Origin of the sequence: Streptomyces sp. NPDC017246 (genome assembly GCF_044331325.1) — a bacterium.
Classification (GTDB): Bacteria; Actinomycetota; Actinomycetes; order Streptomycetales; family Streptomycetaceae; genus Streptomyces.
This window is the reverse complement of the sequence record NZ_JBIRMW010000009.1, coordinates 106,366-126,010: the sequence shown is the minus strand read 5'-3', so window position 1 is coordinate 126,010 and position 19,645 is coordinate 106,366. Positions and strand designations below refer to the sequence as shown.

At 73.7% G+C, this 19,645-nt stretch carries 12 protein-coding genes; 1 reads left to right on the top strand and 11 read right to left on the bottom strand.

The features are described from left to right. Nucleotides 1-7 precede the first annotated feature (7 nt). On the top strand, nucleotides 8-928 hold the full coding sequence (locus ACH4MY_RS22005; protein WP_398005414.1) for a PDR/VanB family oxidoreductase: 921 nt from the start codon (nucleotides 8-10) through the stop codon (nucleotides 926-928). A gap of 70 nt (nucleotides 929-998) precedes the next feature. Here ACH4MY_RS22005 and ACH4MY_RS22000 read toward each other — a convergent pair whose 3' ends face one another. From ACH4MY_RS22000 to ACH4MY_RS21950, 11 genes are all read right to left on the bottom strand, one after another. After that, complete coding sequence (locus ACH4MY_RS22000) at nucleotides 999-2,081, bottom strand: Zn-dependent alcohol dehydrogenase (RefSeq protein ID WP_398005413.1); 1,083 nt, start codon at nucleotides 2,079-2,081, stop codon at nucleotides 999-1,001. 44 nt (nucleotides 2,082-2,125) lie between these two features. Continuing rightward, complete coding sequence (locus ACH4MY_RS21995; protein ID WP_398005412.1) at nucleotides 2,126-3,517, bottom strand: aldehyde dehydrogenase family protein; 1,392 nt, start codon at nucleotides 3,515-3,517, stop codon at nucleotides 2,126-2,128. A gap of 505 nt (nucleotides 3,518-4,022) precedes the next feature. Next, nucleotides 4,023-4,778: a class F sortase gene (locus tag ACH4MY_RS21990; RefSeq protein WP_398005411.1), complete on the bottom strand. Its 756-nt coding sequence runs from the start codon at nucleotides 4,776-4,778 to the stop codon at nucleotides 4,023-4,025. Further along, a complete protein-coding gene (locus ACH4MY_RS21985; RefSeq protein ID WP_398005410.1) occupies nucleotides 4,765-5,472 on the bottom strand; it encodes a hypothetical protein in 708 nt (235 codons plus the stop codon). Before ACH4MY_RS21985 ends, ACH4MY_RS21990 begins: the two co-directional genes overlap by 14 nt. 186 nt (nucleotides 5,473-5,658) lie before the next feature. Next, a complete protein-coding gene (locus tag ACH4MY_RS21980; RefSeq protein ID WP_398005409.1) occupies nucleotides 5,659-7,101 on the bottom strand; it encodes a CitMHS family transporter in 1,443 nt (480 codons plus the stop codon). 164 nt (nucleotides 7,102-7,265) lie between these two features. After that, the gene (locus ACH4MY_RS21975) at nucleotides 7,266-9,464 is read right to left on the bottom strand and encodes a molybdopterin-dependent oxidoreductase (RefSeq protein ID WP_398005408.1); all 2,199 of its coding nucleotides are present in this window, start codon (nucleotides 9,462-9,464) and stop codon (nucleotides 7,266-7,268) included. A 190-nt stretch (nucleotides 9,465-9,654) separates the two neighbouring features. Beyond that, nucleotides 9,655-10,296, bottom strand: coding sequence for a TetR family transcriptional regulator (locus tag ACH4MY_RS21970; RefSeq protein WP_398005407.1), 642 nt, complete (start codon nucleotides 10,294-10,296; stop codon nucleotides 9,655-9,657). Nucleotides 10,297-10,358: 62 nt separating this feature from the next. Beyond that, complete coding sequence (locus tag ACH4MY_RS21965; protein WP_398005406.1) at nucleotides 10,359-11,828, bottom strand: hypothetical protein; 1,470 nt, start codon at nucleotides 11,826-11,828, stop codon at nucleotides 10,359-10,361. Nucleotides 11,829-11,974: 146 nt separating this feature from the next. After that, a complete protein-coding gene (locus tag ACH4MY_RS21960; protein WP_398005405.1) occupies nucleotides 11,975-16,885 on the bottom strand; it encodes a ricin-type beta-trefoil lectin domain protein in 4,911 nt (1,636 codons plus the stop codon). Nucleotides 16,886-17,326: 441 nt separating this feature from the next. Further along, complete coding sequence (locus ACH4MY_RS21955) at nucleotides 17,327-18,631, bottom strand: hypothetical protein (RefSeq protein ID WP_398005404.1); 1,305 nt, start codon at nucleotides 18,629-18,631, stop codon at nucleotides 17,327-17,329. Then, entirely contained in the window at nucleotides 18,628-19,458 is an 831-nt protein-coding gene (locus ACH4MY_RS21950; protein WP_398005591.1) for a hypothetical protein, read from the bottom strand. Before ACH4MY_RS21950 ends, ACH4MY_RS21955 begins: the two co-directional genes overlap by 4 nt. Nucleotides 19,459-19,645 lie beyond the last annotated feature (187 nt).

The following is a 19,645-nucleotide window of genomic DNA, read 5'->3' as shown; positions in this document are numbered from 1 at the left end:
GATGTCCATGTCCCGACTCATGGTCCGGTCGGCCGTCCGGGAGGCCGAGGGCGTCCTGGGGCTCGTGCTCGTCGATCCCACCGGCGCCGAGCTGGCCCCGTGGGAGCCCGGCGCCCATCTGGAGGTGACGCTGCCGTCCGGCGCGGTGCGGCACTACTCGCTCTGCGGCGACCCGGCGGACCGGAGCACGTACCGGCTCGGGGTGCTGCGGGAGCCCGCCGGGCGGGGCGGCTCGGAGGAGATCCACACCTCCGTCGGGGAGGGCACGGTCCTCGGGGTGCGGGGCCCGTTCAACCGCTTCCCGCTCGTGCCCGCCGAGCGGTATCTGTTCCTCGCGGGGGGCATCGGCATCACCCCGCTGCTGCCGATGGTCCGCTCGCTGCCGCCGGGGTCGTGGTCGCTGCTCTACGGCGGCCGGAGCCTCGCGGCCATGGCGTACCGCGAGGAGCTCGCCGCTCTCCCCGGGGTCACTCTCGTGCCGCGGGACACGGCGGGACTGCCCGACCTGGACGCCGTCCTCTCCGGGCTGCCGGCGCGGACGGCCGTGTACTGCTGCGGCCCGGAGGGGCTGCTGCGGGCCGTGGAGGAACGGTGGCCGGGTCCGCTGCACACGGAGCGGTTCGGCGCGGCGCCGGCGCCGGCGGCCGGGGACGCGCCGTCGGAGGGCTTCGAGGTCGAGCTGCGGCGCAGTGGCCGGACCCTGCGCGTGGAGCCCGGCCGGACCCTGCTCGACGCCGTGCGCGAGGTGGTGCCGGGGGTCCCGTACTCCTGCGAGGAGGGGTACTGCGGCACCTGTGAGACGAAGGTGATCGCCGGTACTCCCGAGCACCACGACTCCGTCCTCGGCGAGGACGAGAAGGCCGCGGGGGCGACGATGATGATCTGCGTGGGGCGCTCGCGCGGCGCCCGTCTCGTCCTGGATCTGTGAGGCCCGGACCGCGGGAACGCGGAAGCCCGTACCGGTGGGCCGGTACGGGCTTCCGCGAGGGCGCGCGCTGTCAGGGGAAGATCACCAGGGCCCGGCCGCCCTTGCCCGCCAGCATGTTCTCGAAGGCGCCCGGGATGCCGTCCAGGGTGATCCGCTCGGTGACGAGCGCCCCGAGGTCGAGCCGGCCGGCCCGGATGTGCTCGGCGAGCACCGGCAGGTCCACGGCCGGGTTCGAGTTGCCGTAGACGCAGCCCGCGAGGGTGCGGCCCCAGTGGAAGATCTCCAGGGCGTTGAAGGTGACCTGCTGGTCCTTGCCGCCGATGCCGACGACCGTGGTCCGGCCGCCGCGCCGGGTGGAGTCCCAGGCGGTACGGATGGTGACGGCGCGGCCGACGCACTCGACGGCCACGTCGACGCCCTGGCCCCCCGTGAGCTTACGGATCTCCTTCGCCGTGGTCGCCGAGGCGACGACGTACTCGGTCGCCCCGGCCGCCCGTGCGAGCGCCTCCTTCTCCGGGGAGACGTCGACGGCGACGATCGTGGACGCGCCCGCGATCCGGGCGGCCTGGAGGGTGGCGAGGCCCACGCCGCCGACGCCGAACACCGCGACGGTCTCGCCCTCGCGGACCCGGGCGGAGTGGTGGACCGCGCCCCAGCCGGTGAGAACGGCGCAGCCGAGCAGGGCGGCGTCGGCGAGGGGCACGCCGTCGGGCACCGGGAGGACGCAGTTCGCGGCGACGACCGTCTCCTCGGCGAAGGCGGCGACGTTGAGCCCGGGGTGGAGCTCCGTGCCGTCCTCGGTGCGGGCGTGGATGTTCGCGGCGCCGGCCAGGGCGTTGGCGCAGAGCCAGACCTCGCCGAGCGAACAGGGGTGGCAGTCGCCGCAGGACGGCGCCCAGTTGAGAACGACTCCGTCGCCGGGGGCGACATGGGTGACGCCCTCGCCGACGGAGACGACGGTGCCGGCGCCCTCGTGGCCGAGGACGGCGGGGACCGGGACGCGCATGGTGCCGTTGGACAGGGACAGGTCGGAGTGGCAGACCCCGGCGGCGGCGAGCCGGACCCGGACCTGGCCGGGGCCGGGCTCGGGGAGTTCGATGCCGGTGATCTCCAGCGGAGACCCGACGGCGGGCAGGACGGCGGCGCGGATCACGCTCGTTGCTCCTTCTGCGCTCGGGACGCTCGGGACGTGAGGACTCAGAACTGGAGGGACTTGGTCTGGAGGTACTCGGAGAGACCGTGCGCGCCGAGTTCCCGGCCGACGCCGGACTGCTTGTACCCGCCGAAGGGCGCCAGCGGGTTGAACCGGCCGCCGTTGATGTCGACCTGGCCGGCCTCCATGCGGCGGGCGAAGGCGACGGCCTCCTCGGGGTCGCCCCAGACCGCTCCGGCGAGGCCGTACACGGTGCCGTTGGCGATGGCGAGGGCGTCGGCCTCGTCCTCGTACCGGAGGAGCGCGACGACGGGCCCGAAGATCTCCTCCTGGGCGATGGTCATCTCCGGGGTGACGTCGGCGAAGACGGTCGGGGAGACGTAGTAGCCGGTCTCGAGCGGGGCCTCGGGGCCGCCGGTGGCGAGCCGGGCGCCCTCCTCGACGCCCTTCTCGATGTAGCCGCGCACGCGCTGCTGCTGCTTGGCGTTGACCAGCGGGCCGAGGCGCTCACCGGGGACGTACTTGGCGGCGGCCTCGACGGCGAGCTCCACCGCCTCCTCGTACCGGTCCGCGGGGATCAGCATCCGCGTCCAGGCGCTGCACTTCTGACCGGAGTTGGACATGACGTTGGCGACGCCGACGGAGACGGCCCGGGCCAGGTCGGCGCTCGGCAGGATCACGTTGGCGGACTTGCCGCCGAGTTCGAGGGCGACGCGCTTGACGGCGCCGCCCGCGAGCGCGCCGATGCGGCGGCCGACGGCGGTGGAGCCGGTGAACGAGACGAGGTCCACGTCCGGGTGCTCGGCGAGCGCCTGCCCCGCGACCGGGCCGAGCCCGGTGACCAGGTTGAAGACACCGGCGGGCAGGCCCGCCTCGTGCACGGCCTCGGCGAAGAGCTGGGCGGTGAGCGGGGTGTCCTCGGCGGGCTTGAGGACGGTGGTGCAGCCGGCGGCCAGGGCCGGGGCGATCTTGGCGACGACCTGGTGGAGCGGGAAGTTCCAGGGGGTGATCGCGGCGACGACACCGACCGGCTCGGCGTAGACGGTCGAGTTGCCGACCTTCTCCTCGAAGGGGTGGGTCGCGGCGAGTTCCGCGTACGTCCCCGCCACGACGATCGGCAGTCCGGCGTGCACGGCGGCGGCGAGCTGCGGCGGGGCGCCCAGTTCGGCGGTCACCGTGGCGGCGATCTCGTCCGCGCGGGCCGCGAGCGCGTCGCGCAGGGCGGCGATCCGGGCCCCGCGCTCGGCGGGCGGGGTCGCGGCCCAGCCGGGCAGCGCGGCACGGGCGGCCCGTACGGCGGCGTCGACGTCCTCGGCGGTGCCCGCCGGGACGTGCCCGATGACCTGCTCGTCCGCCGGGTTGATGACGGCGATCGTGTCGGGGCCGGCGGCGGGACGCCACTCCCCGCCGATGTACATCGCGTCGTGCGCCTTCATCCGCTGTCTCCTCACGCTGCCGACCGGTTCGCCACCGGCCGGTCCGTCACCGAACGGTTCGCCACCGGCCGGTTCGTCGTCCACCCCAAACTAGCGCTGTTAGTTTTTGGGCGCCAGGGCCCCAGGACGTGCCCCCCGTCTCAGTCGGGACCGCCCCGGTCTCCGTACGGGCGCCGCACGGCGGTCCCACGTGACCCCGGACCGAACCGATCGTGCCGCGCCCGCCCCGGCACTGTCCACGGACACCCCGCACAGCCCTGCGCCCCCCGAACTGACAGAAGCCTCCTAGCCGTCCGGGAATTACCCGGCAACGGCCCGGCCCCGCGACCGGCGGGCCGCCGCGTCGAGGCGACGGTGCGGCGATGCGGGAGGACGGGACGAAGGGGGCGCTGCATCTTCCGGCCGGGGCCGCGGGAGGCGGACAGCGCGCGTCCGGCGGGCACACACCGGGTGGAGTGGGCCCGCCGGAGCGGTGGGAACGGCGGACGCGGCTGGGGTCCGCCGTTCAGATCGTGCGGGCGACGTCGGTGAGATGGGCGAAGACGACGATGTTCGCCTCGTAACCCGTACTGCGGTCGAAGGCTCCGCCGCAGGTGAGCAGCCGCAGTTCGGGCCGCCCGGTGGAGCCGTACACCTCCTTGTCGGGGAACTCGGCCTTGGTGTAGGTACGGACGCGGTCGACCGTGAAGACGGCGACCCTGCCGTCGGCGCGGGCGACCCGGACGGTGTTGCCGGGGCTGAGCGAGTTCAGGTCGAGGAAGACGGCGGGCCCGGTGCGGGTGTCGCGGTGACCGACGACGACGGCGGTCCCGCGTTCACCGGGCGTGACTCCCTTCGCGTACCAGCCGACGACCCGGGGGTTGTCGACGGGCGGCGCGGCGAGCCGCCCCGTGCCGTCGAGACCGAGTTCGACCACCGGTGCCTCGATGGTGATCGCCGGTACGGCGACGGTGGTGGGGTGCGAACGGGCCAGCGGGGCGGGCGGGGGCGACGGCCTGGGCGCGGGTACGGCCTTCGGCCGGGCCCGGGGCTTCGCCTTGTGGTCGAGGGTGGGCGGAGCCCCGGCCGCCCCGGTCCGGCCCGAGGCGGCCGGACCGGCGGCGGGCGGGGGGCCGGCGACGGGCGGGGGGCCGGTCGGCTCCTCGTCACCGGCCCACCAGACACCGCCGGTCACCAGGACCACGGTGACCGTCACGGTCCTGGCGAGCCGGAACAGGCGCCGCCGTCGGCGCGTGAGGCGGGAGGACCTACGCGGCGCCATTGCCGCGGCGGCGCGAGCGGCGGATCAGGACCAGTCCGGCCGTACCGGCGAGGCCGGCCGCGACGGCCGCCCCGACGCCGAAGACGGAGGAGTCCTCGGCGGCGATCTCCGCGCTGCCACCGCCGCCGGCACCGACCGGGCCGTGCGGGGGCCTGCCGGGACCGTGACCGCCGGAACCGTACCCGCCCGGACCGTTCCCGCCGGGGCCGTTCCCGCCCGGACCGTTTCCGCCGGGGCCGTTTCCACCGGTGGTCGGTGGGCTGGTCGGGTTGGTGATGACATCACCGGGACACTCGACCTGGAAGACCTTCTGCTTCCCGGCCCCCGTCTCGCCCACGAAGGTCCAGACGAGCTTGTACTGACCGCTGGGCAGCGACAGATTGCCGGTGTGCCCCGTACCCGTGCCGCCCAGCGTGATGGCGCCGCTGAGTTCCGGGTCGTCCGCCTTGGGTGGCTGGGGGCTGATCGTCCAGTCGACCTTCTCGAGGGTGTCGAAGTTGAAGGCCGCCAGGTAGAACCTGCAGACCTTCGGTTCGTTGCTCTGGTCGTTGAAGGGCGTGCCGACCCTGTGGATCTTGATGTCGCCGTTGTCGCCGGGGGCGGCGAAGGCCGACGGCGCGCCCGCGAGGGCGAGGCTGCCGAGGGCGAGGGTGGCTGCTGCGGCGGCGAGGGGTCGGGCGGTACGAGCGGTCATGCGGGTTCCTCCGGAAGGAGTGTCGTCGGACAGTTAACCGATAATCGGACTATCCGTCACCACATGACTACCGAGGGTGGCGACATGCGCACGCCAGCCTCGAAGTCGCCCGTCCGGCTCAGACCCGAACCGGGACCGGTCCCGGGACCGGCCCGGGCCCGGGACCGGCCCGGGCCCGGGACCGGCTCAGATGATTCCGAAGAGAATCCCCGAGGCGAGAACGACCAGCGAGGTCAGCGCCGCCCACTTCACGGTGAACTTGGTGTGGTCGCCGAACTCCACCTTCGCCATACCGACGAGGACGTACACCGCCGGCACCAGCGGGCTCGACATGTGCAGGGCCTGGCCGACCAGTGAGGCCCGCGCGATCTCCAGGGGCGAGACACCGTGCGCGGCGCCCGCCTCCGCGAGGACCGGCACCACGCCGAAGTAGAAGCCGTCGTTCGACATGAAGTAGGTGAGCGGGATGCTGAGGATGCCCGTGACCAGGCCCATGTGCGGGCCCATGCCCTCGGGGATGGCGCCGACCAGCCAGTCGGCCATGTGCTCGACCATGCCCGTGCCGGTGAGCACACCGGTGAAGACGGCGGCGGCGAAGACCATGCCGGAGACATTGAGGACGTTGTCGGCGTGGGCGGCGATACGCGCCTTCTGCTCGGCCATGTTCGGGTAGTTGACGGTGAGCGCGAGCGCGGCGCCGAGGAGGAACAGCACCGGGATCGGCATCAGTTCGAGGATCATCGCGGCGAGCAGCGCGACCGTCAGCCCGGCGTTGAACCAGTACAGCCGGGGACGGAGGGTCGCGCGGTGCGGGTCGAGCCCCTGGAAGCCCTCGTCCGTGTCCTCGTCCGGATCCACGGCCTCGCCGGAACCGCCGGTCGCCTTCCTGGCCGGGTCCGGGCCCGTGCCACCGGCACCGGCACCGGCACCGCCGGCGGCACCGTCATCGGAACCACCACCGGTCGCGACCAGCACCGCGTCGGCCTCGGGCACCAGGGCCTCGTCGAGGGTGAGGTAACCGATGCGCTTGCGCTCACGACGCCCGAGGACGTACGCGAGGACGAAGACGAAGAGCAGTCCCATGCCGAGCGCGGGGATCATCGGCACGAAGATGTCGCCGGCGTCCAGCTTCAGCGCGGTCGCGGCGCGGGCCGTGGGGCCGCCCCAGGGCAGGGTGTTCATGACGCCGTTCGCGGTGGCGGCGACACCCGTCATGACCACCAGGCTCATGCCGAGCCGCTTGTAGAGCGGATACATCGCCGAGACGGTGATCATGAAGGTGGTGGAACCGTCGCCGTCCAGCGAGACGATCGCGGCGAGCACCGCCGTACCCACGACGATCCGCACGGGGTCGGCCTTGCAGAAGCGCAGGATGCCCCGGACGATCGGATCGAAGAGGCCGACGTCGATCATGACGCCGAAGTAGACGATCGCGAACATCAGCATCGCGGCCGTCGGCGCCAGCTTGCCGACGCCTTCGATGACGTAGTCGCCGAGCTGGGCCCCCTGCCCGACCGCGACACAGAAGAGCGCGGGGATCAGCACGAGCGCCGCGATCGGCGACATCTTTTTCATCATGATCAGGACCAGGAAGGTCGCGATCATGGCGAAGCCGAGGACGGTCAGCATGGAGGGCACCTCACGTTCACCGTTGAACTCCGCCGAGCGGCGGTCCGGATGACGGTAGGTGCCCTCTTCTGCCGTTAACAAGACGTTGACGCGTGAGCAATACGAGCAAAACCCCAGGTCAAGGCAGGGGTCGAGGCCGGGTCACGGCAGGGGGACGACCGGGGTCACGGCAGTGGCGCCACCGTGACGGGGAAGCCGTTGAGGACGGCGGTGCCGGAGAGCGGGTCGATCCGGGAGCCGTCGAGCAGCTGGTTGACGTTGACTCCGGGGCGTGCGGAGGCCACGGTCAGCCGGGTGCCGGGACGGTCGTGACCCCAGCCGTGCGGAAGGCTCACCACCCCGTTCCGTACGGTGTCGGTGATCTCCACCTCGACCGCCAGCTCGCCGCCCTCGGCCGTGACACGGGCGAGCCCGCCCTCGGTCAGGCGCAGTCGTGCCGCGTCCTCCGGATGGACCTGGAGGGTGCAGCGGTTCGATCCTCCGCCGAGCGCCGGGATGTTGTGCAGCCAGCTGTTGTTGGAGCGCAGATGCCGCCGCCCGACGAGGACGAGCCCGTCGGGGACCGCAGCCTCCAGGGCGGCACGCAGCCGGGGCAGATCGGCGGCGACGGGGGCGGGGAAGAGCTCGATCCGTCCGCTGCGGGTCTTGAGCAGGCCGGGGACGCGGGACTTCAGCGGACCGAGGTCGATGCCGTGGGGCGCCTGGCGGAGGTCTTCGAGGACCAGGTCGTACGGGCCGAGGCGCAGCATCAGGTCGAGCCGGCGCTCCGGTCCGCTCGTCCCGGTGAGCAGGGCGGCGTACTCCTTGGGGTCGGCGCCGTACACGGGCGAGTGCCGCTGGGTCACCGCCTTGGCGAGGGCGGTGTCGACGGCGAGGTCGTCGACGGCGGACGGCGCCGCTCCGTGCATTCCGGAGACCGCCAGGATCAGCCGGGCGTGGATCTCGCACTCGTCCATGAGGCCTTCGCCGAGGGGGACGACGGCCGGGGTGAAACGGGCCTGATTGCGGACGGCGAAGCCGTTGAAGGCGAAGTCGAAGTGGGCACTCTGTGACGGCGGCGGCGGGGGCAGGACGACATCGGCGTGGCGGGTGGTCTCGTTGAGGTACGGGTCGACGGCGACCATCAGGTCGAGCGTGCCGAGGGCGGCGTCGAGCCGGTGTCCGTCGGGGGCGGAGAGGACGGGGTTGGCGGCGACGGTGATCACGGCCCGGATCCGGCCCTCCCCCGGGGTCTCGATCTCCTCGGCGAGCGCGACCATCGGCAGCTCCCCCTTGACCTCCGGGTGGTGCGAGACCCGGCTGTGCCGGCGGCCGAGGGCGAAGCCCCTGCCCGGTCCGGCGGGGCGCGGGGCGGGCACGGTGGCGGCGAGCGGGAAGAGGGCGCCGCCGGGCCGGTCGAGGTTGCCGGTGAGGATGTTGAGGACGTCGACGAGCCAGTTGGCGAGGGTGCCGTACTCCACGGTGGAGCTGCCCATCCGCCCGTAGACGGCGGCGGTGGGCGCGGCGGCGAGTTCCCGGGCGAGGGCGCGGAGGGTGCCCGCGTCCACGTCGCAGGCGTCGGCGACCGCCTCGGGGCTGAACTCCCGTACCGCCGCCCGTACCTCCTCGACCCCCTCCACATGGGCGGCGAGCGGGCCGAGGTCGGTGAGCCCCTCCTCGAAGAGGGTGTGGACGAGTGCGGCGAGGAGCAGGGCGTCGGCGCCGGGGCGGATGGCGACGTGCCGGTCGGCGAGGCGAGCGGTGCGGGTGCGCCGGGGGTCGACGACGGTGAGGGTGCCGCCGCGTCGGCGCAGTGCCTTGAGCCTGCCGGGGAAGTCGGGGGCGGTGCACAGGCTTCCGTTGGAGTCCAGGGGGTTGGCTCCGAGGATCAGCAGGTGATCGGTGCGGTCCAGGTCCGGTACGGGGACGGCGAAGGGGTCTCCGAACAGCAGGCCGCTGGAGACGTGCTTGGGCATCTGGTCGAGCGTGGACGCCGTGAAGAGGTTCCGTGTGCCCAGCGCGCCGATGAGGAGGGGCGGGTAGAGGGCGCCCGCCATGGTGTGCACATTGGGGTTGCCCAGGACGATACCCACCGCGTCCGGGCCGTACTCCTCGATCAGGGGTCGGATCCGGGCTGCGATCGTGTCGAAGGCCTCCTCCCAGCTCGCCTCCCGGAGCGTCCCGTCCTTCCGGACGAGGGGCCCGCGCAGCCGGTCCGGGTCGGCGTCGACCTCGGGGAAGGCGGCGCCCTTGGGGCAGATGAACCCCTGGCTGAAGACGTCCTCCCGGTCGCCGCGGGCCCCGGTGACCCGGGTCCCGTCGAGCGTGAGGGTGAGTCCGCAGGTCGCTTCGCAGAGGGGGCAGATGCGCAGGGCGGTGGACATGACGTCTCCCGGAGGGCGGCGGGTCGGGGCCGGGGCATCGGCCCGCCGCGAGCATACCGACCGGTAGGCACGTTAGGGAGGGGTGGGAAGTGCCTTGTCGATCGGGCCGGATCAGCGAGCGGCGGGCCCGGCCCGATCGACAGGGCACCCGCCAGGACCCCCCGGGACCCTCTGGAACCCCTCGGACGCTCTAGGACAGGGAGGGTGCGAGATAGGCGTGGAGAAGTTGCCGGGTCTCGTCGATGACGGCGGGGTCGCCCCCGGCCTCCGTGCGGAAGGCGAGCCGGACGAGGGTGTCGGCGGTCTCGACGCCGACCCGGACCTTGCGGCGCAGCGTCTCGTCGGCGGGGCGGCCGAGGTGCGCGGCGAGCAGATCGCAGATCCGCTCGGCGACCAGGGCGTTGGGATCCTCGGCGGCCCCTTCGCCGGTCTCCTCGGCGGCGGGCACGCCGAAGTCGACGAGGGCGAAGCCGGGAACGGTCCTCTTCATGGCGATGAACTCGTCCAGGACACCGTCGATGGCGGCATGGGGGTCGGGGTCGGCGGTGGTGTCCAGATGGGCGGCGATCCGCTCGGCGTACCGGTCGAGGTTGCGGTGGGCGAGCGCGGCGACCATCGCCCGCTTGTTGTCGAAGAAGCGGTAGACCGAGCCGATGGGGACGCCGGCACGGGCGGCGACGGCCCGGGTGCTCAGCTGCTCGTAGCCGGTCTCGTCGAGGAGTTCGGCGCAGGTGTCGAGGATCCGGGCGAGCCGCTCGGCGCTCCGCTGCTGCACGGGGGCACGGCGGAGAGCGGACGGGGGCTGGGCGTGGGACTGGGGCACGGGGTCCATGATGCCGTTCCGGCCGTCCGGCCGGGCCCGGCCGGACGCCGAACCGGCCGGGACGACGGCGTTCAGTCGTTCCGGACCAGCAGTTCCAGGGCCTCGGACACGTGCCACGCACCGAGGCCGAAGCGCTCGCCGAGCGTGCGGCAGCGGGCGTACTGCGCCTCGGTGAGAGGGACGGTGAGGACGGCGAGGAGGCGGACGAGCAGCCGGAAGCCGAGGTCCGGGTCGGCCTCGGCGGCGACGCGCGCCACGGCCTCGGCCACGTCGGCGCCCGGGAGGGGGTCCGCGTGCGGACTCGCCGTGCGGCGCGCGAGCTCCGGTGTCAGGTCCCGCAGCACGTCCCGGACGGGATCGGCGAGTTCGGTCCGGACCGGGAGGGTGCCGGGCCGGTAGCCGGGGGCGACCTCGGCGAGGCGCTCGCGGCAGGCCGCGGCGACCGTCCGGAGCCACTCCCTGCCGTCCGCGCCCGCCCTCTCGATGTCGTAGCCCCGCTCCGATGCGGCGCCCCACACCGTGGTGATCGTGGCGGTGGGCAGCGGGGACTCCAGGAGCCGGAGAGCGTCCTGGAGCAGCACGGCCGCGGCGGAGCCGGGGGTCTGTCCGGCCTCGTCGTCGGCCACGGCCCGCTCCAGGACCTCGCGGGGCGTGTGCGCGTGCCAGGGTCCGGCGAACCGGGACGCGAGCGCGGTGAGGCCGAAGTCCCCCTCCGCGTCACGGCGGGCGGGATCGAGGGGCGGCCACCGCACGGCGAGGCCGTCGTAGACGAGCGGACCCGGATACGCGAGGCGCTCGTCGAGCACCATCAGCCGGTCGTACTGCGCCTTTCCGACGGCGATGTGCCGGGCCTTGAGGGCCTGGAGGAGAAGGCGCAGGGCCAGGTCCGCGTCGGCCTCCGTCGCGATCGACTCCAACTCCGCCGCGGGAAACGCGGTCTGCGAAGGCCCGCCGTGAGCGGCGGAGGGCCGGGGGGCGGCCGGCACCGGGTCGTCGGGCGTCCGGGGGCCGGCCGCCTCCCCGGCAGACACCGGAGCTTGGGGCGCCCCAGGGCCGTACGCCTCCGCGGCGGACACCGGGACTCCGGGCACCCCAGGGCCGGTCGCCTCGGCGGCCGACGCCCGGATCTCCGCGACGACCTCCTCCCGCAGCAGCGCCTCGTCGATCTCGGGCCGTACGGGCCCGAACCCGTTCCTGCGGGTGGCCGCGCGGACGCGGGCCGGATACAGCTCCGCGAGCCTCGCCAGCCAGCCGCCCATGTCCAGACCGTGGTCGGCCGGATCGAAGCGCCCGCCCACCGCCGCCAGCCACACCGCGCGCGAGGAGGCGTCGGGGACCCCGGAGTCCAGCAGGAGACGGACGTCGTTCCCGAGCTCGACGGCCCCCTCCCCCTCGCACAGGCCCGCCACGTCCGCGGCGAGCCGGAGCACCGCCGGGACGTCCGGGGGCGGCCCCGCGGAGGCGCGTACCCGCGCGGTGAGCTCGCTGAGACCGAAGTCCCCCTCGTAGAACTCCCCGTACCTCTCGCGCTGCCGCGCCATGTCCACTTCCTCGTCGTCGGGCCCGGCGGGATCCGCCGGACCATGGAGCGGGCCCGCCCCGGAACCGGGGCGGGCCCTTCGTCGTGCGTCGGCGGGCGGTCGGGTCACGGACCCGGCCACCCGGGGCCGACGGACCTTTCGACCGATCAGACCGGATACGCCGTGTAGATGATGTATCCCATGTGACCGCTCTTCTTCATCCGCTTGAGCACGACCTTGACCTCGTTGCCGGCGGCCGTCCACGACCCGTCGGGCTTGTACACCTTGCCGAGGGACGTGTGTGCGCCCCATGACCCGGAGATCGGGAACTCCTCCTTGTTCGCCCACTGGCCCCGCTTGTTGAGCCAGTTGTCCAGGGCGTCGAAGCTGGCCTGGCGCCGCTTGCCACCCGGGAAGAAGTAGTCCGAGACGACACGGTCGATCGCCTGCTGGGCGATGTCCTGGTCCGTCCAGACACTGCTGATCCCGGGCCTCTCCCTGCGCAGGTTCTCCGCCGCGAACTCGGCGGCCTGCTCGGGCGTGACGTTGACGTGCCGGCTCAGCGTGTGCGCCCCGGTGCTCGGGAAGGCCAGCTCGTCCGTGAGGTTCATGCAGTTGTGGACGAGGAGGTCCCGCGACCGCTGACCCTCGGGACGCACGTAGAACGTGTGCAGGCCGTCGACGGTCACGTCGTACACCTTGCTCGGGGCGAGCCCCGAACGGTCCCTGAGCCCGCCGACGGCGACCGGCGTGCCCTCGGGGGTGAGCAGGGCGTCGCCCGTGCGCAGTTCGGAGACGACGATCCAGCCCCGCCCGTCGACGTACACCCGGTGTCCGGCGGTGCTCGTCAGGACGGAACCGTCGACGAAGGTGATGTCGACGAGCCGCTCGGTGTCGTGCGCGTACGTCGCGGAGACCACCTGGGAGCGACGCTCCCCGGTCTCTGGGTCGGCGGCGAGGACACGGTCCCCGCGGCGGACGTCGCCGATCGCCTTGTGGCTGCCGTCCGCCATCAGCACCCGGGTGGTGCCCGGGAAGCTGTTGATCTTGCAGGACGTCAGCAGGTCCTCGTACAGGTTGACCGTGTTCTCGAGCCGCACGAGGGTCGCCGGGTCCAGCCCGTCCAGCGCCTTGAGCGTGTTGAACGCGTCACGGACGCCGATCCCGGTGTTCAGCGCGGCGTGGAGGGCGGTGATCGCCTCGCCGACCTTGGTGAACGCCTTGCCCGGGATGAAGTTGCTCGCGGCCCAGGCGCAGCCGCCGGCGCTGCCGTTCCAGCAGTCGATGAAGTCCTGGAGCAGGACGGCCTTGAGGATCTTGTAGGCGATGGTCTCCTCGATGAGGTCCCACTTGCTGAAGTACCGGGTGACCTCCTTCTTCAGACCCTTGAACGGCTGCCGCTCCAGCAGCAGGGTGGCCTCGGACGGGCAGCCGGTCTCCGTCGCCGGCACGTCGCGCCTGGTGCACATGAAGAACTCGACCTCGACGTCGAACGTCAGGTCGAACGTGACGGTGCACCCCGTCCAGCCCGGTTCGAGCACGCACGGGTTCTTCTGCTTGGAGTCGGTGATCTTGAGGGTGTCCTCGTCGACGACGAAGAACGTGCCCCCCGTCCCGCCCGTGCCCGCGCCGTTCTCGATCTGCTGGTTGGCCTGCTTCCGGGCGGCGGACTCGGCCGCGTCCTGCGCCTCCTTGGCGTACCTCAGCGCGTCCTTGGCAGCTTCCTCCGCCACGGTCGCGGCGGCGGCGGCACGGTCGGCCGCCGCACGGGCGTCCTTGGCGGACTGCTCGGCCGCGGCCGCCGCGTCACGGGCGCCCTGGGCGTCCTGGGCGGCCTGGTCGGCGGAGTCGCGAGCGGCCTTGGCGTGCCCCTCGGCGCGCCCCGCGGCCTTGTCGGCCGCGGCGGCGTCCTCGCCGGCCTGACGGTCGTACTCGACCGTACGGGACAGGGACTCGGCCGCCTTGGCCGCGGCCCGGGCGGCGTCGGCCGCGTAACCGAGGGCCTCCTTGGCGTAGGTGCGCGCGTCGGCCGCGTACCCGGCGGCGTTGGCGGCGTGCACGTACGCCTGCTTGGCCTCGCCGGTGGCCGCGTCCGCGATGACCTTGGCGGCGGCCGCCTCGTCCTTCGCGTTCTTGGCGTGGGCGTCGGCGACGGCCTTCTGCTGTTCGGCGATGGTCTTCGACGCCTGGCCGGTCAGGACGACCAGGCCGGCGGCGGAGTCCCTCGTGACATAGGGGGAGCCGAGCTGGATCGCGTCGTTGGCGGGCCGGGCGACCTGCGAGGCGGAGTTCCCCGCGTCCACCGCGGCCTGGGCCGTGACATGGGCGAAGCCCGCGGCCTTGGCCGCGGCGGCCAGCGCCTTGGCGGCCTCCTTGTTCGCCTCGTCCGCGTGGGTCTTGGCCTCCTTGGCCCTGACCTCCGCCTCGTCGGCGAGCTCCACCGCGGTCTTCGCCGCGTCGGCGGCGCGCTTGGAGGCCACCAGGGCGTCGGCCACGGCGCTGGTCGCGGTCTTCACCGCGGCCTCGGCCTTGAGCTTGGCGGCCTGGGCGGCGTCCGAGTCGGCACGGGCCCGGCTCGCGGCGGCCTCGGCGCGGGTGGCGGCGGCGTCCGCCTCGGCGGCGGCCGCCGTCGCGGCGTCGGCCTCGCCCCGGGCCCGGCCCGCGGCGGCCTCGGCGTTGTCCGCGTGGGTGTCCGCGGCGTCCGCGGCCTCACGGGACTCCTTGGCACGGGCGTCGGACTCGTGGGCCTGGGCGAAGGCTTCCTTCGCGTCGGCCTTGGCGCGGGCGACGTCCGCCTTCTGCTCGGCCGCCCAGGCGTCGTCCCGCAGTTCGCGGGCCTTGTCCTTGGCCTTCACCGCGTCGTTCTTCTTCTGGACGGCGGTGCCCTCGGCGGACTCGGCGAGCTTTCTGGCGTCCTCCGCCTTCACCGCCTCGGCCTCGGCGTTCCGGCGGTGCTGTGCCGCCTCGCCCTGCTTGGCGGCGGCGGTCAGCTTCTCCTTCTCCGCCGTCTTCTCCTCGGCCTCCGCCGACAGCCTGCGGGCACGGGCCTCGGCGGCGGCGGCCTTGGCGTCCGCCTCCGCCTGCACGGCGACGGCGAGCTTGGCCTCGGCGTTCTCCTTCTCCTTCTTGGCGGTGTCGCGCTGGAACTTGGCACCCTCCGCAGCGGCCTTCGCCTGCCACTCGGCGGCGCGGGCCGCCTCCTTGCGGAACTCGGCCTTGGACAGGGCGGCCTGGGCGAGCGCGCGCTGCGTGATCGTCTCGCTGTCCGCGGCGGCCGCCCGGGTGGCGGCCTCGGCGGTCTCGCCGGCCTTCACCATCGCGTCGAGCGCGGCGGCGACACCCTTGGTGACCTGTGCCTTCTGAAGACCCACCAGGAGTCCGCGGCCACGCGGAGCGCCGTTCGCGTCGGCGATGGCGTAGGCGGCCTGCTCGGCGGCGTCGGAGGCGGCCACGGCCGTCCTGGCCGCGACGGCCTGCTGCTTGATGACGGCGAGCTGCGCCTTGGCGCCCGCGCGGGCGTCCGCGATGCCCTTGGCCGCCTGGTCGAAGTGGGCCTTGGGCTGCACCTCGCCGGTCTGGCCGGACGGCTTGACGGTGACCTGCTGGGAGCCGGTGACGGCGCAGGTGGCGAGCAGGGCGTCCCTGCCGAGGTCGTACGTCGGGAAGTTCAGGCACTTGCCTGAGCCGACGCCCTTGAGCTGCGTGGTGGCTCGGGGCGTGTACTCCCAGGTCTGCGCCGGGGAGCTGTTGCACGTGTAGAGCTGGATCTTCGAGCCGACGGCCGTGCCGTTGTTGGCGACGTCGAGGCACAGCATGGACTTGACGTTGCGCAGGTGCAGACCGTGGTCGTCACCTTCCATCCGCCACTGCTGACCGGCCGAGCCGTTGCAGGTGTAGACCTGCACGGGAGTGCCGTTGACGGTTCCGCCGCCCTGGGCGTCCAGGCACTTGCCCGCCGCGCCCTTCAGCTGGATCGTGGACGCGGCGTCGCCGATCCAGCCGACGCCGCCCGCGGACCAGAAGTCCTGCCAGCGGGTGAGACGGTCGGCGACCCATGAGTGGCCGAGCATCTGGCCGAGCGCTTTGGAGCCGGCCGCGAGCGCCTTGGTGGCGTCCTCGCTCGCGTCCACGACCCGGTTGCGCTGGGTGGTCTGGGAGGCGATCTCCTGCTGCCACTCGACGGCCGCGGTGTCGGCGACGGAGCCCATGACCTTGCTCGGGTCGATGGGGTCGCGCCAGGCGCAGGTGGAGAACCGCGTCTTCAGGTCCTCGACCGCGATGCGGTACTCCGGGCTGCCCGGGGCGGGGGCGGTGCGGGGGAAGCCGCCGTGGGCGAGGAAGAGGCGGGCGTTGTCCGCTCCGGTGGGCTCGAAGGTGGCTTCCTTCAGCCACTCGAAGCCCGCGTGCTCGGCGCCGTCGCGGTACCAGTCGGTGCTGGTCGCCGGGTCGGGGGCCTTGCCGTAGAGGGGGGTGCCCAGATCGGTGACGGCCTTGCGGGTCTGCTCGTCGGCCTTCGGGGTGGAGTCGACGTAGAAGTCGCCCTCGCTCTTCCAGTACTGGTCCGCGATCCACTTGGTCAGGCCGGTCTGGGTGTGGAAGTCCTCGCCGTCCCTGACGCCGGGGGGCCAGTGGAAGGTCGAGTCGTTGATGCCGGCCACGGTCCGCAGCCCGTAGACCGGCTTCTGCCAGCTCTCCCGGAGGGCGTAGATGTCCGCCAGCTCCTTGTCTGCGGCGGTCCGGTCCTTGTCGAACGCCGTGGCGAGCGGAGTGGTCTCCCAGTACTTGCGGTTGGCGGCCGTGTGCAGGCCCTCGGGCGGCTGGTCGAGCCCGCCCTGGGCGACGCCGGCCATGGCCGGCCCGCCCACCCGCAGTACCTCGGCCATGAGGCACTGGTCCTGCCGCAGCTGCTCCGCGGCGGTGTCCGTGTACCAGTCGTAGTCGTTGCCGACCGTGCCCATGCGCGGGGCGCCGTCCTGGCCGACGGGGCCGGGCTGGAGGGAGAGCCCACCGAGCAGGGAGAGGCCGACGACGGAGGTGGTGAGGGGGGTGAGGACCGCGGAGAACCGCGATCCGGACATGAACATCCTTGGTCTGGAACGCAAGAGTGCATCCTTCGTGCGATACGAGGACGGTGGGGGGTGTCCTTGAGGAGGAACTCCGGTGCGCGCGTTAAGCGGGCACGCCGGCCCGAAGGCGGAGCCGGCCCGCGAGGGCCTGGCTCGGGGCACGACGAAGCGACTGTCGCGGCATGGTGGTACGTCCCTCCCCGTGGCGGCACAGTTCCCCCGGCCGCCGGTGATGTGCGCGCCGCCCTGGAGGCTGGTCAGGCCTCGCTAGACGCGCGGGGATCACCATAGTCACAGGCCAACCCCCTTGTTCAAGAGGAATATTGGAAGGCTTCCGGCCGTGACGATCGGAGGGCGGGAGTCCGATTCGGCCGGGGCCGGCCGGGCGGATCGGCGGGCCGATGCCACCGGGGCGAGCGGGAGGACCGGCAGGCCGCTGCCGCCCGGGGCCGGTCAGGCGATCAGCAGGCCGATGCCGCCGAGGGTGTACGCGATCATCAGCGCGAACAGGGGAAGTTGGCCGGCGACGGCGCGGGCGGGCGGGAAGAGGCGCACGGACCGGTCGTGGGCCGCGACGACACCGAGGACGTGACCGGTGACGATCGCGGCGACCTGAAGCGTCGCGAGACCGGCGGGGCCCAGGAGGGGAGCGGGCGCGGAGGCGTTGTCAGTGCCCCCTGCCATGATGACTGTACGTGGTCCTTCGGTGACGAAGAGCGAGAAGTAGTGGGCGACGAGATAGCCGAGGGCGATGGGCAGGAGTGAGTGCGCGAAGGAGGTGAGCGGGGTGGTGAGCGAGCGGTTCATCAGGCGCAGGGCGCCCGCGCAGAGTCCGTAGCAGGCGGCGGCGAGGGCGACGGCGGCGAGGAGGCCGAGCGTGGCGGTGGGGGTGGGGCCGAGGGACGAGGTCTGGAGGATGGTGATCCAGCGGGGGTTGTCGGAGAGGCCGTCGTAGGCGGTGGAGCCGAGGAGGACGCAGACGGCGGCGACGAGTCCGGGGGTCTGCGGGGTGGCGTCGAGGCCGTGGAAGGGGGAGCGCAGGACGAGCCGGCCGTCGGCGCGACGGCCGAGCGGGGAGAGCCGGGCGAGCAGGGAGGAGTACACCTCGAAGGGGTCGGCGTGGGCGAACCACCGGTCGCCGTAGCGGGCGGCACCGATGAGCTGCACGCCGGAGTGGACGGCGAGGGCGATCAGGAGGGTGGCGGAGGAGGTGTTCTCGGGGGCGACGAGTTCGAGCCAGGTGAAGGCGAGGAGTCCGGCGGCGGCCGGCCGGATGCCGACCGCGGCGGGCAGGGGGCGGGGGTTCCGCGGTGGGCGCAGGGCGTGGAGGGCGCGCAGGGGGTTGAGGAGGCGCCAGACGGGGCCGAGGAGGAGGGAGGCGGGGACGAGTCCGACCCAGAGCAGGACGTAGAGGGCGCCGGGTGCGGGGTTGCGGTCCGGGTCGTCCGGGCCGAGCAGGAGGTGGAGAAGGACGACGAGGCCGGCGGCGGCACCGAGGAGACGGAGCGCGGTGCGGGTCGCCGGGGCGTCGGCCGCGCGCTGGAGGGCGGCGGGGAGCGGGCGTCCCGACCGGTCGCCGCGGAAACGGGAGGAGGACCAGAGCAGTCCGAGGGCGAGGAAGGAGATGAGGAGCGCGGCGAAGGCGCCCGCGTAGGCGTAGAAGGGCGAGAGGGGGAGGTCGTGCCGGGAGCCCACGCCGTGGGCGAGCGGAAGTCCGAGCTCGGCGGCGTGGGCGGCGGGGGCGTGGATGCCGTTCATCGGACGACGAGTTGGGTCAGCAGGAGTCCCGACTCATGGGTCTCGACCTCGAAGAGGCCGGTGCGGTCCGCGACGAGGGTGAGGGTCGCGGTCGTGCCGGGAGAGAGCGGCAGTTCGCGGTCGTAGCCGTGGACATGGAGGGTGTCGGCGCGGTCGCCGGTGACCCGGAGGGTGAGGCGTTCGCCCTTCTTCAACTCGATGCGGGAAGGGGGTGGCGAGACGGTCCTGCCGCTGATGGTGAGGGTGACGGTCCGGCCGGGGTCGGATGTCCGGGAGACGGTCGGCCGGGGGCTCGTGGGCGGCGAAGCGGGGGGCGCGGACGAGGCGGAGGCGGAGGCGGGCGGGGCGGAGGCGGTGGGGGTGGTGTCCAGGCGGACGGTGGTCTGGACGGGGGCTCCGGCGGTGGCCCAGACCGTGTGGTCGTCCGCGTGGAGCCGGACGGTCAGGGTGTGGGCGCCCGCCGGTACGTACCCCCAGGGGCCGTAGAGCCGGGCGGTCTCCCGCCCGTCGACCAGGAGCCGGGCGTGCCCCCGACCCGGGAGGGCCGCGCCGCCGGTGCTCTCGGGGGTGAACCGGAACCTCTCCACCGTGAGGTGGACGTTCCAGCCGCCCTCGCTGTCGGGGCGGGCCTCGGCCCTGACGGCGGGCGCCTCCGCCGCCGGGAGCTCCCGGAGCCGGTGCCCGCCCTCGTCACGGGCCGCGAGCAGGGTGCCGCTGCTCCCGGTGGCCTCCTGGTGGCTTGTGCCGGGTTTGTGATGGGTGGTGGCCCGGCCGCCGCAGCCCGCGAGGGCCAGCACGGCGGCCAGGACGAGCACCAGGGTCGCCATGGAGGCCCGGGGGGCCCGGGTCGCCACGGTCGTGGGGGGGGGGGGGGGGGGGGGGGGGGGGCGGCCGCGGCCCCCCCCCCCCCCCCCCCCCCCCCCCCCCCACCAGGGCCCCGGCGCCGCCGCTGATGCCCAGGATCCCCGCGCTACCCGGGACGCCCAGGGGGCCCGGGTCGCCCCGGACGCCGCT

Excerpts from the sequence above, each read along its gene's own strand:
- ACH4MY_RS21990 (WP_398005411.1), bottom strand. The coding sequence starts at position 4,778 with ATGGCGCCGCGTAGGTCCTCCCGCCTCACGCGCCGACGGCGGCGCCTG.
- ACH4MY_RS21985 (WP_398005410.1), bottom strand. The coding sequence starts at position 5,472 with ATGACCGCTCGTACCGCCCGACCCCTCGCCGCCGCAGCAGCCACCCTC.
- ACH4MY_RS21960 (WP_398005405.1), bottom strand. The coding sequence starts at position 16,885 with ATGTCCGGATCGCGGTTCTCCGCGGTCCTCACCCCCCTCACCACCTCC.
- ACH4MY_RS21975 (WP_398005408.1), bottom strand. The coding sequence starts at position 9,464 with ATGTCCACCGCCCTGCGCATCTGCCCCCTCTGCGAAGCGACCTGCGGA.
- ACH4MY_RS21995 (WP_398005412.1), bottom strand. The coding sequence starts at position 3,517 with ATGAAGGCGCACGACGCGATGTACATCGGCGGGGAGTGGCGTCCCGCC.
- ACH4MY_RS22005 (WP_398005414.1), top strand. The coding sequence starts at position 8 with ATGTCCCGACTCATGGTCCGGTCGGCCGTCCGGGAGGCCGAGGGCGTC.
- ACH4MY_RS21970 (WP_398005407.1), bottom strand. The coding sequence starts at position 10,296 with ATGGACCCCGTGCCCCAGTCCCACGCCCAGCCCCCGTCCGCTCTCCGC.
- ACH4MY_RS21965 (WP_398005406.1), bottom strand. The coding sequence starts at position 11,828 with ATGGCGCGGCAGCGCGAGAGGTACGGGGAGTTCTACGAGGGGGACTTC.
- ACH4MY_RS21980 (WP_398005409.1), bottom strand. The coding sequence starts at position 7,101 with ATGCTGACCGTCCTCGGCTTCGCCATGATCGCGACCTTCCTGGTCCTG.
- ACH4MY_RS21955 (WP_398005404.1), bottom strand. The coding sequence starts at position 18,631 with ATGAACGGCATCCACGCCCCCGCCGCCCACGCCGCCGAGCTCGGACTT.
- ACH4MY_RS21950 (WP_398005591.1), bottom strand. The coding sequence starts at position 19,458 with ATGGCGACCCTGGTGCTCGTCCTGGCCGCCGTGCTGGCCCTCGCGGGC.